Genomic DNA, 16,824 nt, shown 5'->3' with positions numbered 1-16,824 from the left:
CAGCCGGGTGTTGCACAGAGCCAGACCAGAACGGGACGCGTGTCCCGGCGCGCTGCGGGTGCACGAGGCAGCCGACGGCGGACTGGCCCGCATCCGAGTCCCGGGCGGCGTGCTCACGCCGCCCCAGGCCCGGGCGATCGCGGCGGCCGCGGCGCTCGGCGACGGCGGCGCGGAGCTCACCTCGCGGGCGAACGTGCAGGTGCGCGGACTGCCCGCGGGAGCGGAGGAGGAACTCGCCGCCGGGCTACGGACGGCGGGGCTGCTGCCGTCGGCAACGCACGAGCGGGTCCGCAACATCATCGGCTCGCCCTCGGCGGACGGCCGCGAGCTGGTCGACGTGCGGGCGGTGGCCCGGGAACTCGACGCGGCGCTCTGCGCGACGCCATCGCTGGCGGAGCTGCCCGGACGCTTCCTGTTCGCCGTCGACGACGGCAGCGCGGACGTCATCTCGCTCGGCGCCGATGTCGGCCTGCTCGCGGAGCGCGCCGACACCCTGGCGCTGGTGCTCGCCGGCGTGGATTCCGGAGTGCGATCGACCCCGGACCAGGCCGCCGGCGTCGCCATCGCCGCGGCGGAGGCGTTCCTGGCGGAGAAGGCCGAGCAAGGGCGCTCGGCCTGGCGGCTGGCCGAACTCGACGATGGTGCGCGCCGGATCGCCGAACGCCTCGGCGCCGTCCCGGCCGGGCCACTGCCGGCGAACCAGCCGGCGACGCATTCGCAGGTCGGCGCGGTGGAACGGCCCGGCGGAACGGTCGCGGTGGTGGCCGGGGCACCACTGGGCCGCCTGTCGCGGGACCAGCTGGATATCATCACCGCCGCGTCCGACGCCGCGGGCGAACTTCGCCTGACGCCGTGGCGGACCGTCGTCCTGCCCGGCTTGCGGCCGGACGAAGCCGGTCGGTGGCTCTCCGGCCTCGGCGCGCACGGCCTGCTCGTCGATCCGTCCTCGGCCGGTGCCGGGGTGACCGCGTGCGCCGGTCGTCCCGGCTGTGCGAAGGCGCGGGCTGATGTCCGCGAAGACGCCCGGCGCGCGGTGCGAGCCCCGTCCGGCGGCGCTCTGCCGGTGCATTGGTCGGGTTGCGAACGGCGCTGCGGCCGACCGCAGGGGCGCGTCGTGGAAGTGCTGGCGACCGGTGCCGGCTACGAGGTCGGTCTCGACGGCGAGACGCGGGCATCCGGCGCCGATGTCGACCAGGTATCCGCCGCGCTCGTCGCGGCACGGAGGACAGTGTGAACGAGAACAACGGGGCGACCCGCTATCGCGGGGTGCCCGAATACGTCCGGGAAGGGGCGGAGATCTACCGCCGCTCCTTCGCCACGATCCGCGCGGAAGCCGCCCTGAGCGGCCTGCCGCCGGAGGTGGCCGGGGTAGCGGTGCGGATGATCCACGCCTGCGGCATGGTCGACCTGGTCGACGACCTGGCGTACTCGGCGGACGCGGTGCTCAACGCGCGCGCGGCCCTCCGCGCCGGTGCGCCGGTGCTGTGCGACGCCGCGATGGTCGCCGCCGGCGTGACCCGGCGCCGCCTGCCCGCGGACAACGACGTGATCTGCACGCTGTCCGACGATCGGGTCCCGGACCTGGCTCGCGAGCTGGGCACGACGCGCAGCGCCGCGGCACTGGAGCTGTGGCGCGACCGGCTGGCGGGCTCGGTCGTCGCGATCGGCAACGCCCCGACGGCGCTGTTCCGGCTGCTGGAGATGATCGAGGACGGCGCCCCGAAGCCCGCCGCGGTGCTGGGGCTGCCCGTCGGCTTCATCGGTGCCGCGGAATCGAAGGAGGCGTTGGCGGCGCACCCCGCCGGGCTGGACCACCTGGTGGTGCACGGCCGCCGCGGCGGCAGCGCCATGGCGGTGGCCGCCATCAACGCGATCGCGAGCGAGGAAGAGTGAGCAGCAACGGCAAGGGCACGCTTTTCGGCGTGGGTCTCGGTCCCGGCGACCCGGAGCTGGTGACGGTCAAGGCCGCCCGGCTGATCGAGCGGGCCGAGGTGATCGCGTACCACAGCGCCCGGCACGGCAGGAGCATCGCGAGGTCCGTCGCCGAGCCGTACCTGCGGCCGGGGCAGATCGAGGAGGCCCTCGTCTACCCGGTGACCACCGAGACCACCGATCACCCGGGCGGCTACCAGGGCGCCATCGACGAGTTCTACGCGGACTGCGCGGCCCGGCTCGCGGCGCACCTCGACGCCGGGCGGGACGTCGTCGTGCTCGCCGAGGGCGACCCGCTCTTCTACGGCTCCTACATGCACATGCACAAGCGGCTGGCCGGGCGCTTCCGCGCCGAGGTCGTCCCCGGCATCACCTCGGTCAGCGGCGCGTCGGCGGCGCTCGGGCGCCCGCTGGCCGAGCGCGACGAGATCTTCACCGTGCTGCCGGGCACGCTCCCGCCGGACGTCCTCGCCGAACGGCTCGCCACGACCGATGCCGCCGCGGTGCTCAAGCTGGGGCGCACCTTCGAAGGCGTGCGGCAGGCGTTCGAGAAGGCGGGCCGCCTGGACGAGGCCTGGTACGCCGAGCGCGCGACCACGGATCGGCAGCGCTTGCGGCCGCTCGCGGACGTCGACCCGGAAACCGTCCCGTACTTCTCGCTGGCGCTGCTGCCCGGACCGGCGAATTCGGACACCGCGATCCACGCCGCCGCTGCGGCCGCCGACCGCGGCGCGGAACGGGGCGAGGTCGTGGTGGTCGGGCTCGGACCCGGCGGCCGCGAGTGGGTGACGCCGGAGGCGCAGGCGGCGCTCGCCGCGGCCGACGACCTGGTCGGTTACGCCCCGTACCTCGCCCGGATCCCGGACAACCCGCGGCAGCGCAAGCACGCGTCCGACAACCGGGTGGAGGCCGAACGCGCGGAGTTCGCGCTGGAGCTGGCCAGGCGCGGGTCGCGGGTCGCGGTGGTCTCCTCCGGTGATCCCGGGGTGTTCGCGATGGCCAGCGCGGTGCTGGAGGTCGCGGCGGAGCGATCGGACGTGCCCGTGCGGGTCCTGCCCGGCATGACGGCGGCGCAGGCGGTGGCCAGCCGCGTCGGCGCGCCGCTGGGCCACGACTTCTGCGTGCTGTCGCTTTCCGACCGGCTCAAGCCGTGGGAGGTGATCGTCGAGCGGCTGCGCGCCGCGGCGTCGGCGGACCTGGTCATGGCGATCTACAACCCCGCTTCGCGCAGCCGGACCTGGCAGGTCGCGGCCGCCCGGGACGCGGTCCTGGAGCACCGCTCGCCCGACACGCCGGTGGTCATCGGCCGGGACGTCGGCGGCCCGGCGGAGAGCATCAAGGTGGTGCGCCTGGCCGACCTCGATCCGTCCGATGTGGACATGCGGTGCCTGCTGCTGATCGGCTCGTCGACGACGCGGCTCGTCGACGGCGCCGACGGGCGCGACGTCGTGTTCACGCCGCGGCGCTACCCGGCGTGATCTCGTTGGCGCAGCGCGGAATCGAGCCAGGCGACGGCGTCCTCGACGGTCTCCGCCGAGTGCGCGGCGGGCTGGGGCGGCCGCTCGACCACCACCACCGGCAGCCCGAGCTCGCGGGCCGCGGTGAGCTTCGCGCTCGTCATCGAACCGCCGCTGTTCTTGGTGACGACGACGTCGATGCGGTGCTCCCGCAGCAGGGTGCGCTCGTCGTCGACCGTGAACGGCCCGCGGGCGAGCAGCACCGTGGTGCGCGGCGGCAGCGGCGGTTCCGGCGGATCGACGGTCCGCACCAGGAACCGCAGGTCGAGCGCGGCGAAGTGCGCGAGGCCCTGCCGGCCGGTGGTGAGGAAGATCCGTTCGCCCAGCTCGGGCAGCAGCTCCGCGGCCGCGGCCAAGGACGACGCCGCCCGCCAGTCGTCCCCTGGACCCGGCCGCCACGCGGGACGGCACAGCACCAGGATCGGGCATCCCGCGCGTTCCGCTGCCGCCACGGCGTTTTCGGTGATCGTGCCGGCGAACGGGTGGGTGGCGTCGACGACCGCGTCGACCTGCTCGCGCCGAATCCAGTCGGCCAGCCCGTCGACACCGCCGAAGCCGCCGACGCGCACCTCGCCCGGCGGCAGCTGCGGCTCGCGGACCCGGCCGGCGAGCGAGGACGTGACGCGCAGGTCCGGCCGCTCGGCGAGCCGTTCGGCGAGCTTCCTGGCCTCGCCGGTGCCACCGAGGACGAGCACGCGGGTCATCCGACCCGCCCCGTTGTCGCTGCGAACCGCATGAGGAGCATTCTCCCGGTATGAGCGGGCGAGGGGAGGGATCGGGCCTCCGGTACGGCTGGACGACGGGGGCCTGCGCCACGGCGTCGACGGCGGCTGCCTACACGGCACTGCTGACCGGGACGTTCCCAGATCCCGTCGAGATCATCCTGCCGAAGGGGCATCGGCCGGCCTTCGCGCTCGCGCGCGAGCGGCTGGGCGACGGCTTCGCGACGGCAGGCGTGATCAAGGACGCCGGCGACGACCCCGACGTCACGCACGGCGCTCTCGTGTCGGTCACGGTCCGCCCCGCGGAACCGGGGCAGGGCGTGGTGTTCCGGGCGGGGGAGGGTGTGGGCACCATCACCAAGCCCGGCCTGCCGCTGCCGGTCGGCGAACCGGCGATCAACCCCGTGCCGCGGCAGCTGATCCGCGACGTCGTCGCGCGCGTGGCCGAGGAGCACGGCGGCAGCGGCGACGTCGTCGTCGAGGTGTCCGTCGACGACGGGGCGGAACTCGCCCGGCACACCTGGAACCCGCGGCTGGGGATCCTGGGCGGACTGTCCATCTTGGGCACCACGGGCGTCGTCGTGCCGTACTCGTGCTCGGCGTGGATCGACAGCATCCGCCGCGGCGTCGACGTCGCCCGGGCGGCAGGGCTCGAACACGTCGCCGGGTGCACGGGGAGCACCTCGGAGAAGGTCGCCGCGGAACTCCACGCGCTGCCCGGCGAGGCGCTGCTCGACATGGGCGACTTCGCCGGCGCGGTGCTGAAGTACCTGCGGCGGCACCCGGTTCCCCGGCTCACGATCGCCGGCGGCATCGGGAAGATCTCCAAGCTCGCCGACGGGCACATGGACCTGCACTCCAAGCGGTCCCAGGTCGATTTGGCCTCGCTCGCCGGGATCGTGCGCGACGCGGGCGGCAGCGGCGAACTGGCCGCCCGGATCAGGGGCGCCAACACCGCGCTCGAAGCGCTGCAGCTCTGCCTCGCCGCGAGCCTCCCGCTCGGCGATCTCATCGCCGAGCGGGCACGGGCGGTGTGCCTCGAAACCCTGCGCGGGGCACCGGTTTCGGTGGACGTGGTCGTCATCGACCGGGCGGGCACCATCGTCGGCCGCACCGAGGCGTAGCGCGCGGGCCGCCGTAATCCGGTGGTGCTCGGAGCGGAAGTCGGGAAGGCTCGCGCGCATGGTTTCGGTATTGCAGAACGTGGCCATCGACTGCGCGGACGCCTACGAGCTCGCCCGGTTCTGGAGCGGTGTGACGGGCCGTCCGCTGCATCCGGAGTGCGAGCCGGGTGACACGGAGACCGAGGTGATGCCGGGTTCGCAGCACGGCGACGCCCGGTTCCCCCGGCGACGGACGGTTCCGCACTCGGCCGCGTGGGTTCGCGGTGGTCGACCGGGACGAACTCGCGCGCATGTCCACCGCATCTCGTGCGACAGCGGCGTCCCCGGCCTCAGGCCCGCAATTTCCATTGAAATCGAACCTTCGATTTCAATGGAAATTGCGGACCACCGGGGGTCCAGGTCCTAGTCGCGGCAGCGGGTGGCGGAGTAGAGGTGGCTGTCGGGGAACTCCGACGCGGTCAGCACCTGGCCCACCACGACAACGGCGGTTCGCACGATGCCCGCGGCGCGCACGCGTTCCGCGATGTCGGAAAGCGTTGCGCGCAGGACGATCTCGTCCGCGCGACTCGCGTTCGCGACGACGGCCACGGGGCAGTCCGCACCGTAGTTGGGCAGCAGCTCCTCGACGAGCTGCTCGATGCGGTTGACCGCGAGGTGCAGCACCATCGTCGCCCGGCTCCGGCCGAGCGTGGCGAGGTCCTCGTGCTCGGGCATCGGTGTCGCACGCGCGGACGTGCGGGTGAGCACCACGGTCTGCCCGACCCCCGGCACGGTGAACTCCCGCTTCAGCGACGCCGCCGCGGCCGCGAACGCCGGCACGCCCGGCACCACCTCGTAGGGGATCCCGGCCGTGTCGAGCCGGCGCATCTGCTCGGCGACGGCGCTGAACACCGACGGGTCCCCGGAGTGCAGCCGCGCCACGTCGAGCCCGGCCCCGTGGGCGGCCAGCATCTCGGCGAGGATCTCGTCCAGCGTCAGCTTCGCCGTGTCCACCAGCCTGGCGTCGGCCGGGCAGTGCGCCAGCAGCTCCGCCGGCACCAGGCTGCCCGCGTACAGGCATACCGGCGACGAGGCGATCACGTCGCGGCCCCGCACGGTGATCAGGTCTGCGGCGCCCGGCCCGGCACCCACGAAACGCACTGTCATCGCTTGCTCACCGCCCACTGCGTCACCGGCATCGCCGGTCGCCAGCCGGTGTAGCCACCGATCGGCGCCGCGCGCTCCACCGAGATCCGGACCAGCTCACCGCCGTGGCGGCCGTACCAGTCGGTCACCAGCACCTCCAACTCCAATGTGACCGCGTTGACCACCAGCCGGCCGCCTCGCCGCAGGGCGGCCCAGCACGCCTCCAGCACGCCCGGTGCGGTGCCACCGCCACCGATGAAGATCGCGTCGGGTTCGTCCAGCCCGTCCAGCGCGCTGGGCGCGGCTCCGGTGACGACCTGGAGGCCGGGAACGCCCAGCGCGCTCGCGTTCGTCGCGATGCGCCGTGCCCGGTCCTCGCGGTGCTCGATCGCGATCGCCCGGCAGGTCGGATCGCTGCGCATCCACTCGATCGCGATGCTACCGGCGCCCGCACCGACGTCCCACAACAACTGCCCGGGGGTCGGGGCCAGCCGTGCCAGCGTGATCGCCCGCACGTCGCGCTTGGTGAGCTGCCCGTCGTGCTCGAAGGCGTCGTCGGGCAGACCTGGTGTGCTGGACAGGAGCTTCGCCTCGGGAGCTGGGCGGCACTCGACCGCGATCACGTTGAGCGGACTCACCGCCGGCCGGTCCCAGTCGTCCGCGGTGGAACTCGTCCTGCCCTCCTGCACGCCGCCGAGATCGGACAGCACCGTCATGCTGCTCGGTCCGTAACCGCGGGCCCGCAGCAGTGAGGCCACCTCGTCCGGCGTGCCGCCGTCGGAACTGAGGACCAGCAACCGGTTTCCCGGCTGGAGCCGGGGGTGCAGCAGCTCCACCGGCCTGCCGACGAGGCTCACGACGGCCGTTTCCTGCAGCGGCCAGCCCATTCGAGAGCAGGCCAGCGACAGCGATGACGGGTGCGCAACGATCCGCACCCGATCCCGGCCCAGCAGCTTCACCAGGGTCGCGCCGACCCCGTAGAACATCGGGTCACCGCTGGCCAGCACGCAGATCGACCGGTCGGCGTGCTCGGCGAGCAGGCCGGGCAGCGCGGGCAGCATGGGCGTGGGCCAGGTCACCCGCCGCCCGTTCGCTTCGGGCACGAGGTCGAGCTGCCGCGAGCTGCCGAACAGCACGTCCGCGGAATCGACGATCTCCCGGGCGTGCGGCGACAGACCCGCTGCGCCGTCGGCCCCGATGCCCACGACGTGGACGAGCTCCGGCTTCTCCTGGTGAACGGTCACCGCACCACCTCACCACGTCGCCGCTAGACCGTGCCGAGGACCTTCGTCACGGAGATCTCGATCACCACGCGGGACGGGTTGGGGCGGGGCTTCTTGTAGCGCTGCTCGTACCGGGCCTCCGCATCGGCCACGGCGCCGGGATCGTCCCGCACCACGGCGCGACCCTCCAATGTGGACCAGCGCCGCCCGTCGACCTGGCAGACCGAGGCGGGCACGCCCGCCGGCCCGGCGGCGAGGATCTGGCGCACCTTGTGCGAGGTGCCCGAGGAGATCACGCGCGCGACCGCCGACTCGACGTCGAGGGTCACACCCACCGGAACCACGTGCGGTGTGCCGTCGCGGCGCACCGTCGTCAGCGTGCACAGGTGCCGTTCCTGCCAGAACTGCAGGAAATCCTCGCCCTTGCCGTCCAGCGGCGACTTCTGGCCCACCGGTTTCCCTCCTGCTCGGGTTGGCGACCCGTGTTCACGAGCGCCGCAGCCGCGCGTCACCCCCGGCGCGCACCGCCGCGGTCGTTGCGGGTGCCGTGGCCCCGCCGGGCACCGCGCCCGGACGGACCGTGCGCGCCTTCGGCGCTGCGGCCGCTGTCGCGGCGCACCTGGCCGTTGCCCTCCGCGCGGCGCGGCCTGCGGCTCGCCCTGGGCTCGCCGACCTCGTGCTCGGTGCGCCGCTTCGCGCCTCGCGGCGCTTCGCTCTGCCTCGCACCGCGACTGCGCGGCGCACCGCTCTGCTTCGCGGTCCTGCTGCGCGGCGCTTCGCGCCGCTTCGGGTCGACGATGGCGACGCCGTCGGGTTCGCGGGCTCCGGTCAGGCGCGCCAGTTCGGCGTCCTCCGGGCGGACCGTCGTGGTCGTGGCCGTGACCCCGGCCTGGTTCGCCATCGTCCGGAAGGCCTGCTTCTGGTCGTCCGTGACCAGGGTGACGACGGTGCCGGTCGCACCCGCACGGGCGGTCCGGCCTGCTCGGTGCAGGTAGTCCTTGGGGTCGGCCGGCGGCTCGACGTGCACCACCAGGCTGACGTCGTCCACGTGGATGCCGCGCGCGGCGACGTTCGTCGCCACCAGGGTCTCGGTCTCGCCGGTCTTGAACTCGTCGAGGATCCGGGTGCGCGCGTTCTGGGCCTTGCCGCCGTGCAGCGCCCCGGCCCGGATCCCGACCGCGCGCAGCTTCTTCGCGAGCCGGTCGGCGTGGTGCTTGGTGCGCACGAACATGATCGTGCGGCCCTCGCGGGCCGCGATGCGGGCGAGCACCGCCTGCTTCTCCACCGCGGACACCAGGAGCTGGTGGTGCTCCATGCTGTCCACGCTCGCCGCCGGGGGTGCCAGCGAGTGCACCACCGGGTCGGTCATGTAGCGCTCGACGAGCTTGTCGACGTCGCCGTCCAGCGTCGCGGAGAACAGCAGGCGCTGGCCGTCGGCCGGGACCAGGTCGAGCAGCTCCCGGACCTGCGGCAGGAAGCCCATGTCCGCCATCTGGTCGGCCTCGTCGAGCGCGGTCCGCTCCACTTCGGACAGCACGCAGGTGCCCTGGCGCACGTGGTCGGCCAGCCTGCCGGGCGTCGCGACCAGCACGTCCACGCCCCGGCGCAGCGTGTCGGCCTGCCGGGTGAAGGAGGTGCCGCCGACGACCTCGCGGACGTAGAGGCCGAGCGCCTTGGCCAGCGGCTTGAGGGCGTCCGTGACCTGCGTCGCCAGTTCGCGGGTCGGCACCAGCACCAGCCCGCGCGGGTGCAGCGGGCGCGCGTTGCCCTCCTGCATCGCCAGCAGCGGCAGGCCGAAGGCCAGCGTCTTGCCGGACCCGGTCTGGCCCCGGCCCAGCACGTCCCGTCCGGTCAACGCGTCCGGGATGGTGGCCGCCTGGATCGGGAAGGCCTCGACCATCCCGCCGTCGGCCAGGGCGCGCACCAGCCGCTTGGGCAGCCCGAGCTGGTCGAAGGGCGCCGGGTCGACGGCTGTGACGCCGACCTCGTCGAACAGGCTGCGCTTCGGCGCCGGCTGCTGGGACTGCGGGCGGCGCCGGCGGGGCCGCCGGGACGAGCGCGCGGGCGTGTTGTACGAACTTGATGGCACGAAGAGACTCCCGAGATGCGGCACGTCACGGGGAGGCTTCGCGGAGACCGCGTGCGATCGCAAGGACGAGCCCGGCGCATTCGCGCCGATAGATGTGGATTCCGAGTCCGTCGACTCGTGGTCGGCCGGGGGGTTTCCCGGCCCGGTTCAGCGCCGAGTCTAGCTGATCACGCGCGGTCGCCGGTGGCTGGCGTGCGCGGCGGCCGGACCCGGCGCTGAGACCGCGGTCACATCACATTTCCCGCTGTGGCAAGGAGAACCGTCAGTTCCTCGGGATTCGCCAGGTGCTCGTCGGCGCCGCGGGCGCGGAACCAGCCGGCGATGTTGTCCGCGTCACGTCGCAGGAATTCGAGCCCCCGCGGATTCGCCGCGAGATCGACCGCCTGCGGCAGGTCGATCAGCATCAGCCTGCCGTCGTGCACGAGCACGTTGTACGCGGACAGGTCGCCGTGGGTGTAACCCTGCTCGGCCAGCACCACGAGCGCGTCGACGAGTTGCAGCCAGAGCTCGTCGAGCTCGTCCGGCGTCGGCCGCAGCGCCGCGAGCCGCGGAGCCGCCGTCCCGTCGGCGGAGCCCAGGAACTCCAGCAGGACCTCGGTGCCGACGCGCTGCACGGGGTAGGGCACCGGCACGCCGGCCAGCCACAGCGACGACAGCACGGCGAACTCCGCCACCGCCCACTGCTGCGCGATCATGCCGCGCCCGAACGAGCTGCGCTGCTGCATCGCCCGCATCTCGCGGGACTTGCGCATCTGCCGGCCTTCGAGGTAGCCCGCGTCGCGGTGGAACATCCGGTGGTCCATGTCGCGGTACCGCTTCGCCGCGAGCAGGCAGGAACTCCCGCCGGGCAACGACCTGCGCAGCAGGTGCACGTCGGCTTCCTTGCCGGTCTTGAGCACGCCCAGCTCGTGGTCGACCGCGGCCAGCTCGGTCACCAGCCAGGGCGGGTGCGGCTCGGGGCCGCGCTCCCCGGTGTCCCAGGTGGACCAGCGGTCGGCGCCGTCGGGCAGCGGTTGTGGTTCTGGCTCGTCGCGCAGCGCGGCGAGCAGGGTGCGTTCCTCCTCGGTGAGCCGGCCGCGCCGCATCGGCTCGTCGTCGAAGCGGCGCTTCTTCGACTGCTTCGGCTTGCGGTTCTTGATCGGCTTCGTGATGCGGATGAAGTCCGGGTCGTACTCGTCGTACGCAGACAAGATCTGGTGCTCCTCAAGCGGGACCTCCGCCGGGCACCGGTGTTTCAGCGCACGCGTGGCGGAGAGAGGCGGGTTCGGGGGTAGCTGCGCGGAATATGCACGCGCGCGAAGGTCACAAAGGCCACCATGTCGAACCTCCCTCCAGCTTTCCGAGCCATGTCAACCGGCCGAAGCAAGTCTGATCGATCGACGGCCGCCGCCGCAACCGAATTTCCGCGCCCGGAAAGTCAGGCCCGGACGACGACGCAGAGCCCGCGCGCACCCTCGCGTTCCACCTGCAGCCCGGCATCGGTGGCCACGTCGAGGACGTCCTCGAGCGCACCGGGCTCCGCGGGCGTCCGGGCCAGAGCCCGGGCCAGCTTCCCCTTGTGCGACTTGTTGTGGTGGCTGACGACTTTCCGCTTGCCCGCCGAGTCTTCGGACAGCACGCGGACCGTGACGGCGTTCGGCACCTTGGCCAGCGCCGAGTACGCGCCCGACCGCAGGTCGACCACCAGCGCGTCGGCGTCGGCGAGCACCGGCTCCAGCACCGGGCGCCACACGCTGCGCAGCGTCCCGAACCCGGGCAGCGCGCTGCCCCCGGACAGGCGGTAGGCGGGGATCGCGTCGGTGCCCCGGACCAGCCCGAACAGCGCCGAAGCGACGGCCAGCCGGGCATCGGCCCGTGCGCGCTCGGCGGCCGACAGCGACCGGACGTCCAGCGCGTCGTAGAGCACCCCGGTGTAGCGTTCGAGCGCCGGAGCAGTGGGCGAATCCCACAGCTCTGCGTTGCGCTCGACCTCCTCGACCTGGCGCTCCGACAACCCCAGCGCGGTCAGGCTGGCGGGCACGTCATGGGCCAAAGTGGACAGTGCCTCGATCAGCTTCCGCCGGGTGGGCGTCAACTCCGGATGGGACAGGGCGTCCAAGTCCAGCGGCGCGCCCGCGCCGCCGGCGGCCTTGGTCTCCGAAGGAGGAAGCAGAACCAACACCCCACCAGGCTAAGCGGTCCCCAGGCAAGGCCGACGAGCCCGGTGCGCAGCGCCTCACCGCCGAGGTCACGCAATTTCCATTGAAATCGAACCTCCAATTTCAATGGAAATTGCGTACTGGTGCTGCAACGCGGCCTGGATCCTCGCAACGACCTGGTCGAAACCCTCCCGGAGCTGGTCGTTCGTCACGACGATGACGACCCACCCGAGACTCCTGAGACGGTTCCGCCGGATCTCGTCGCGCTTGATCTGCGCCGGGTCCGCATGCCATCCCCCGTCGTACTCGACCGCGACCCGGGCGGCTTCGAAGGCGAGGTCCACGCGCGCGACGAATCCATCACCATCGAATACCTCCAGCTGCGGAACCGGGCGTAGTCCGCGCAGCGCGAGTTCGACGCGGAGGATCGACTCCGGCACGGACTCCGCGCGGCCGTCGAGATGTTCGAGCCGCATACGCGCCCGGACGATTCCATGATCCTTCCTGCCTACCAGGAAGCCCGCGATCTCCTCGATCGTGATGCTCCCCGCGTGCAGCAGTGCGTCGCAGTACGCGACGGCTTGGGACATCGAGCGCTGCTTCAGGACGTCGAACGAAATGCGCGGAAATCCCGCCACCCCGATCCCGCGCCACGACGAATGCTCGAAGTCGAGGGCTCGGGCAGCGGTGCAGCGGAGTCCTTGCCTGCGAAGCATCCCGTCCTCGCGGGGCACGATCACTTCGACCGGCGCCCTGAAGTCCGCGAGCGGCACGCCACGCAGCGTCGCAGCGGATCGGCCGGTGATCACCGAGCCGCTCGGCAAGGTCATGGCCGCTGCGGCACATTTGAGCTCGTGCGTCAGCTGGGTGTCGCAGGTGGTGTAAACCCCGTGCAGCACCTTGCGGAACGCGCTGCCCCGCAACTGCCAGTCGGTGAGACCCGCGGCGATGGCCTCGGATCGGAGGAAGAGCTTGTGGGGGGTGTCGCCGATTTCGGGAGGGAACGGTTGGAGTGCCATGTAGATATAGAGGCGCGAGACCCTCGATCAGATACACCTCGTCGAAAATATGTGGATAGGTCGAGCCCCTTGTGGATAACTTCCGCAATTTCAATGGAAATCGAAGGTTCGATTTCCATTGAAATTGCGGGACCTCGGGTCGGGACGGGTGACGTCAGGCGGGGGAGACGTCAGGCGGGGGTGACGTCAGGCGGGGGAGAGGGTCAGGCGGGCGAGAGGGTGCGGTCGGCGGTGGCCGGTAGTGCGGACAGGCCGTGGATGATCGACGTCGGGCGGCGGACCACCGCGCCCGCCCGGCGCAGCCCCGGCAGGCGGGTCGCCAGGCAGCGGAACGCGATCTCCGCCTCCAGCCGGGCCAGCGGCGCGCCCAGGCAGTAGTGGATGCCCGAGGAGAACGCGAGGTGATCCGCCCGGTCCGGGCGGGTGATGTCGAACCGGTCCGGGTCGTCGTGCACCGCCGGGTCCCGTCCTGCCGACGCCAGCACCGCCAGCACCGGCGTGTCCGCCCGGAGCCGGCGACCGGCCAGCTCCACCGGCTCGTGCGCGATCCGCATCGTCACCTGAACGGGTGGATCCCAGCGGAGCGTCTCCTCCACCACGGCCGACGCCATGCCGGGATCGGACCGCAGCAGATCCCACTGCTCCGGGTGCTGCAGCAGCGCGAGGGTGCCGTTGCCGATCAGGTTGACCGTCGTCTCGAAACCGGCGACCAGCAGCAGGTCGCACAGCTGCACCAGTTCGGCGCCGGTCAGCTTGTCCTGGTCGAGGGCCGCGACCAGGTCGCTGACGATGTCCTCGCCGGGCTCCGCGCGGCGCTGCTCGATCAGCCCGGTGAACATCGCGTCGAGCTCGCCGAAGGACTCCCGCATCTGCCGGAGCTGGCGGGCCGATCGGACCCCGTCCAGCGCGCCGGCCAGCACCGTGCCGTGGTGCGCCAGCCGCTGCGCGTCCAGCGGCGGCAGCCCGAGCAGCTCGCAGATCACCCGGATCGGCAGCGGCCCGGCGAAGTCCCGCACCACGTCGAACTCGCGGCGCTCGGCGGCCCGGTCCAGCAGGTCGTGGGCGATCTGCTCGATGCGCTCGCGGTAGGTCTCCAGGCGGCGCGGCCGGAAGGCCGGGGCGGCGAGCTTGCGCAACCGCGAATGATCGGGCGGATCGAGCTCCAGCAGCGAGAGCTGCAGGTCAACGGCGGCGGCCGTCGGGTCGCCGTAGGAGCCGTCGCTGGTGCGCACGCCGAACCGCCGGTCCCGCAGCACCTCGTCGCACAGCTGGTGGGTCGTCGCGACCAGCACCCCGAGCTTGCTGCGCACCAGCGGCCCCTGCTCGCGCATCTGCCGGTAGAGCGGGTAAGGATCGTCCCGCCACGGGGCGTGCAACAGGCGCGCCATCGGGTCGCCGCGCACGGCGAAGAGCCAGGTCAGCGCCCCCTGCGCGAGCAGGCGCGTGCGGAGGCTCCACTCCGTTAATCGGCCGTTGTCGCTGCGGGCCTGCTGAGCGGACATCGGACCCCCTACGTGAAACGGACACCTCGTTCGAGGTAACCGCACCCGCGGCGGCCCCACAATGGGCCAACCGGATCAGTGTCCGCTGGCCACGCAGAACTCGTTGCCCTCCGGGTCCCGGAGCACGGTCCAAGCCAGGCCGCCGGGCCCCTCGTGCTCGCCGACCTCCGTGGCGCCCAGCTCGACGAGGCGGCGCACCTCGGCCTGCCGGTCGGTGGTGCCCAGGTCCACGTGGACCCGGTTCTTCCCGGCGCGCGGCTCCGGCACCTGCTGCAACCCGAGCGCCACCCCGCCCTCCTGGTTCGCGGCGAGCATCACGAACTCGCCGACGTCTAGGACGACGGAGGTGTCCAGGGCCTGCGTCCAGAAGTCGGCCAGCTTCCGGGGCGATGCGCAGTCGATCGTCACCATGCCGATGTTCAGTGCCATGGCGCGGAAGATAGGCGCCGACCCCGACAGCCGCCGGGCGGCGCGGGTAATCCGCTGGTGGTGACCCCGGGGTGGGTCGCTACCCTGCGGTTGACGTATCGGGCCGGACGAGGAGCTAGTAGCCGTGATCACGAGGATGTCGACGTTGTTCCTGCGTACCCTGCGCGAGGATCCGGCCGACGCCGAGGTGCCGAGCCACAAGCTGCTCGTCCGCGCCGGCTACGTCCGCCGGATCGCGCCGGGCATCTACTCGTGGCTGCCGCTGGGCCTGCGGGTGCTGCGCAAGATCGAGGAGGTCGTGCGCGAGGAGATGAACGCGATCGGCGCGCAGGAGATCCACTTCCCCGCGCTGCTGCCGAAGGAGCCCTACGACGCGACCAACCGCTGGACCGAGTACGGCCCGAACCTGTTCCGGCTGAAGGACCGCAAGGGCGGCGACTACCTGCTCGGTCCGACGCACGAGGAGCTGTTCGCGCTCACCGTCAAGGGCGAGTACAGCTCCTACAAGGACTACCCGGTCATGCTGTACCAGATCCAGACGAAGTACCGGGACGAGGAGCGGCCCCGCGCCGGCATCCTGCGCGGCCGCGAGTTCGTCATGAAGGACTCCTACTCCTTCGACCTGGACGACGAGGGCCTGGCGAACTCGTACCAGCTGCATCGCGACGCCTACATCCGGATCTTCGACCGGGTCGGGCTGCGCTACGTGATCGTCGCGGCCACCTCCGGCGCGATGGGCGGTTCGGCGTCCGAGGAGTTCCTCGCCGAGAGCGAGACCGGCGAGGACACCTTCGTCCGCAGCACCGAGTCGGGCTTCGCCGCCAACGTCGAGGCCGTGGTCACCCCCGCACCGCCCGCCGAACCGGTCGAGGGCAAGGCGGCCGCCGAGGTCCACCACACGCCGAACACGCCGACCATCGAGACCCTGGTCGACTACCTCAACGCCAACACCGACCGCAAGTTCACCGCGGCCGACACGCTGAAGAACGTGCTGGTCAAGACCCGGCAGCCGGGCTCGTCGGACTGGGAGCTGCTGGCCGTGGGCGTGCCCGGTGACCGCGAGGTCGACATGAAGCGGCTGGAGGCGTCGCTGGAGCCCGCCGAGGTGGCGCTGCTGGAGGAGGCCGACTTCGCCGCCAACTCGTTCCTGGTCAAGGGCTACATCGGCCCGAAGGCGTTGCAGGACAACGGCGTCCGGTACCTGGCCGACCCGCGCGTGGTGACCGGGACGGCGTGGGTCACCGGCGCCGACAAGACCGACCACCACGTGGTGGACCTGCTGTGCGGCCGGGACTTCACCCCGGACGGCACCATCGAGGCCGCCGAGGTCCGCGAGGGCGACCCGTCGCCGGACGGCCACGGCACCCTGGTCGCCGCGCGCGGCATCGAGATCGGCCACATCTTCCAGCTCGGCCGCAAGTACGCCGACGCGTTCTCGCTGGACGCGCTCGGCCAGGACGGCAAGCCGAAGCGCATCACCATGGGCTCCTACGGCGTCGGCGTGTCGCGGCTGGTGGCCGCGATCGCCGAGCAGAGCCACGACGAGGTCGGCCTGGTGTGGCCGCGCGAGGTGGCGCCCGCCGACGTGCACGTGGTGATCGCGGGCAAGGACGAGATCATCCGGGAACGCGGCGAGGCCATCGCGGCCGAGCTCGACGCGGCCGGCGTGCAGGTGATCCTGGACGACCGGACGGTGTCGCCGGGCGTGAAGTTCGCCGACTCCGAGCTGATCGGGGTGCCGACGGTCCTGGTGGTGGGCAAGGGCCTGACCAGGGGCGTCGTCGAGGTCCGCGACCGCCGCTCCGGCGACCGCGCGGAGGTCGAGGCGGACAACGCGGTGCAGCACCTCATCGAGGTGGTCCGGGGCTGAGAGGCCCGCTTTCGCTGGTAACGGGGCCGTGGGGGTTTTTGGGTGTGTACAGAAACGCACAAGACCCACACAACCCCACCCCTCAGGTGGGGGCCAAAAACATGGGAGGACCACGGCTGGGGCTGGGAGGGTCT

At 72.4% G+C, this 16,824-nt stretch carries 16 protein-coding genes; 6 read left to right on the top strand and 10 right to left on the bottom strand.

Annotated features, from left to right (window positions below; all coding sequences use genetic code 11):
* Positions 1–7 precede the first annotated feature (7 nt).
* From cobG to AC07EQ_RS12930, 3 genes are read left to right on the top strand one after another with little or no spacing between them, the layout of a single operon-like run.
* Positions 8–1,234 carry a precorrin-3B synthase gene (cobG, locus tag AC07EQ_RS12940; protein ID WP_478388164.1) on the top strand — a complete coding sequence of 409 codons (1,227 nt, stop codon included), beginning with the start codon at positions 8–10 and terminating at the stop codon, positions 1,232–1,234.
* Between the two features lie 32 nt (positions 1,235–1,266).
* Positions 1,267–1,893: a precorrin-8X methylmutase gene (locus AC07EQ_RS12935; RefSeq protein ID WP_478388259.1), complete on the top strand. Its 627-nt coding sequence runs from the start codon at positions 1,267–1,269 to the stop codon at positions 1,891–1,893.
* Complete coding sequence (locus AC07EQ_RS12930; RefSeq protein ID WP_478388163.1) at positions 1,890–3,410, top strand: precorrin-2 C(20)-methyltransferase; 1,521 nt, start codon at positions 1,890–1,892, stop codon at positions 3,408–3,410. Before AC07EQ_RS12935 ends, AC07EQ_RS12930 begins: the two co-directional genes overlap by 4 nt.
* On the opposite strand, the gene AC07EQ_RS12925 is transcribed toward AC07EQ_RS12930, so the two are convergent.
* Positions 3,398–4,153 carry a cobalt-precorrin-6A reductase gene (locus AC07EQ_RS12925; RefSeq protein ID WP_478388162.1) on the bottom strand — a complete coding sequence of 252 codons (756 nt, stop codon included), beginning with the start codon at positions 4,151–4,153 and terminating at the stop codon, positions 3,398–3,400. The two genes, AC07EQ_RS12930 and AC07EQ_RS12925, sit on opposite strands and share 13 nt — an antisense overlap.
* Before the next feature lie 50 nt (positions 4,154–4,203).
* Between AC07EQ_RS12925 and AC07EQ_RS12920 the strand changes: the two genes are divergently transcribed.
* Positions 4,204–5,295, top strand: coding sequence for a cobalt-precorrin-5B (C(1))-methyltransferase (locus AC07EQ_RS12920; protein WP_478388161.1), 1,092 nt, complete (start codon positions 4,204–4,206; stop codon positions 5,293–5,295).
* A 58-nt stretch (positions 5,296–5,353) separates the two neighbouring features.
* Positions 5,354–5,701, top strand: a complete 348-nt coding sequence (locus AC07EQ_RS12915) for a VOC family protein (RefSeq protein ID WP_478388160.1) — start codon at positions 5,354–5,356, stop codon at positions 5,699–5,701.
* Here AC07EQ_RS12915 and cobM read toward each other — a convergent pair.
* From cobM to AC07EQ_RS12870, 9 genes are all read right to left on the bottom strand, one after another.
* The gene (cobM, locus tag AC07EQ_RS12910) at positions 5,698–6,441 is read right to left on the bottom strand and encodes a precorrin-4 C(11)-methyltransferase (RefSeq protein ID WP_478388159.1); all 744 of its coding nucleotides are present in this window, start codon (positions 6,439–6,441) and stop codon (positions 5,698–5,700) included. The two genes, AC07EQ_RS12915 and cobM, sit on opposite strands and share 4 nt — an antisense overlap.
* Positions 6,438–7,664, bottom strand: a complete 1,227-nt coding sequence (gene cbiE, locus AC07EQ_RS12905) for a precorrin-6y C5,15-methyltransferase (decarboxylating) subunit CbiE (protein WP_478388158.1) — start codon at positions 7,662–7,664, stop codon at positions 6,438–6,440. Before cbiE ends, cobM begins: the two co-directional genes overlap by 4 nt.
* Positions 7,665–7,687: 23 nt before the next feature.
* Positions 7,688–8,095, bottom strand: coding sequence for a pyridoxamine 5'-phosphate oxidase family protein (locus tag AC07EQ_RS12900; protein ID WP_397531472.1), 408 nt, complete (start codon positions 8,093–8,095; stop codon positions 7,688–7,690).
* A 56-nt stretch (positions 8,096–8,151) separates the two neighbouring features.
* Positions 8,152–9,732: a DEAD/DEAH box helicase gene (locus AC07EQ_RS12895; protein ID WP_478388157.1), complete on the bottom strand. Its 1,581-nt coding sequence runs from the start codon at positions 9,730–9,732 to the stop codon at positions 8,152–8,154.
* A gap of 227 nt (positions 9,733–9,959) precedes the next feature.
* Positions 9,960–10,922 carry a serine protein kinase RIO gene (locus tag AC07EQ_RS12890; protein WP_478388156.1) on the bottom strand — a complete coding sequence of 321 codons (963 nt, stop codon included), beginning with the start codon at positions 10,920–10,922 and terminating at the stop codon, positions 9,960–9,962.
* Positions 10,923–11,149: 227 nt separating this feature from the next.
* Positions 11,150–11,893, bottom strand: a complete 744-nt coding sequence (gene yaaA / locus AC07EQ_RS12885) for a peroxide stress protein YaaA (RefSeq protein WP_478388155.1) — start codon at positions 11,891–11,893, stop codon at positions 11,150–11,152.
* Positions 11,894–11,959: 66 nt separating this feature from the next.
* Positions 11,960–12,889 (bottom strand): endonuclease domain-containing protein, encoded by a 930-nt coding sequence (locus AC07EQ_RS12880; protein ID WP_478388154.1) that lies wholly within the window; start codon positions 12,887–12,889, stop codon positions 11,960–11,962.
* A 203-nt stretch (positions 12,890–13,092) separates the two neighbouring features.
* Positions 13,093–14,391, bottom strand: a complete 1,299-nt coding sequence (locus tag AC07EQ_RS12875) for a cytochrome P450 (RefSeq protein ID WP_478388153.1) — start codon at positions 14,389–14,391, stop codon at positions 13,093–13,095.
* Between the two features lie 75 nt (positions 14,392–14,466).
* Complete coding sequence (locus AC07EQ_RS12870; RefSeq protein ID WP_478388152.1) at positions 14,467–14,820, bottom strand: VOC family protein; 354 nt, start codon at positions 14,818–14,820, stop codon at positions 14,467–14,469.
* 124 nt (positions 14,821–14,944) lie between these two features.
* On the opposite strand from AC07EQ_RS12870, the gene AC07EQ_RS12865 reads away from it, so the two are divergent.
* Positions 14,945–16,690 carry a proline--tRNA ligase gene (locus AC07EQ_RS12865; protein WP_478388151.1) on the top strand — a complete coding sequence of 582 codons (1,746 nt, stop codon included), beginning with the start codon at positions 14,945–14,947 and terminating at the stop codon, positions 16,688–16,690.
* Positions 16,691–16,824 lie beyond the last annotated feature (134 nt).

The sequence above is a fragment of the Saccharopolyspora sp. NPDC045839 genome, from assembly GCF_056431645.1.
The sequence above is the reverse complement of the archived record's forward strand: the minus strand, read 5'-3'. Positions and strand labels throughout refer to the sequence as shown.

Coding starts and splice junctions, on each gene's coding strand:
- AC07EQ_RS12925 (WP_478388162.1), bottom strand. CDS start 4,153: ATGACCCGCGTGCTCGTCCTCGGTGGCACCGGCGAGGCCAGGAAGCTC.
- AC07EQ_RS12920 (WP_478388161.1), top strand. CDS start 4,204: ATGAGCGGGCGAGGGGAGGGATCGGGCCTCCGGTACGGCTGGACGACG.
- AC07EQ_RS12915 (WP_478388160.1), top strand. CDS start 5,354: ATGGTTTCGGTATTGCAGAACGTGGCCATCGACTGCGCGGACGCCTAC.
- cobM (WP_478388159.1), bottom strand. CDS start 6,441: ATGACAGTGCGTTTCGTGGGTGCCGGGCCGGGCGCCGCAGACCTGATC.
- AC07EQ_RS12880 (WP_478388154.1), bottom strand. CDS start 12,889: ATGGCACTCCAACCGTTCCCTCCCGAAATCGGCGACACCCCCCACAAG.
- AC07EQ_RS12875 (WP_478388153.1), bottom strand. CDS start 14,391: ATGTCCGCTCAGCAGGCCCGCAGCGACAACGGCCGATTAACGGAGTGG.
- AC07EQ_RS12870 (WP_478388152.1), bottom strand. CDS start 14,820: ATGGCACTGAACATCGGCATGGTGACGATCGACTGCGCATCGCCCCGG.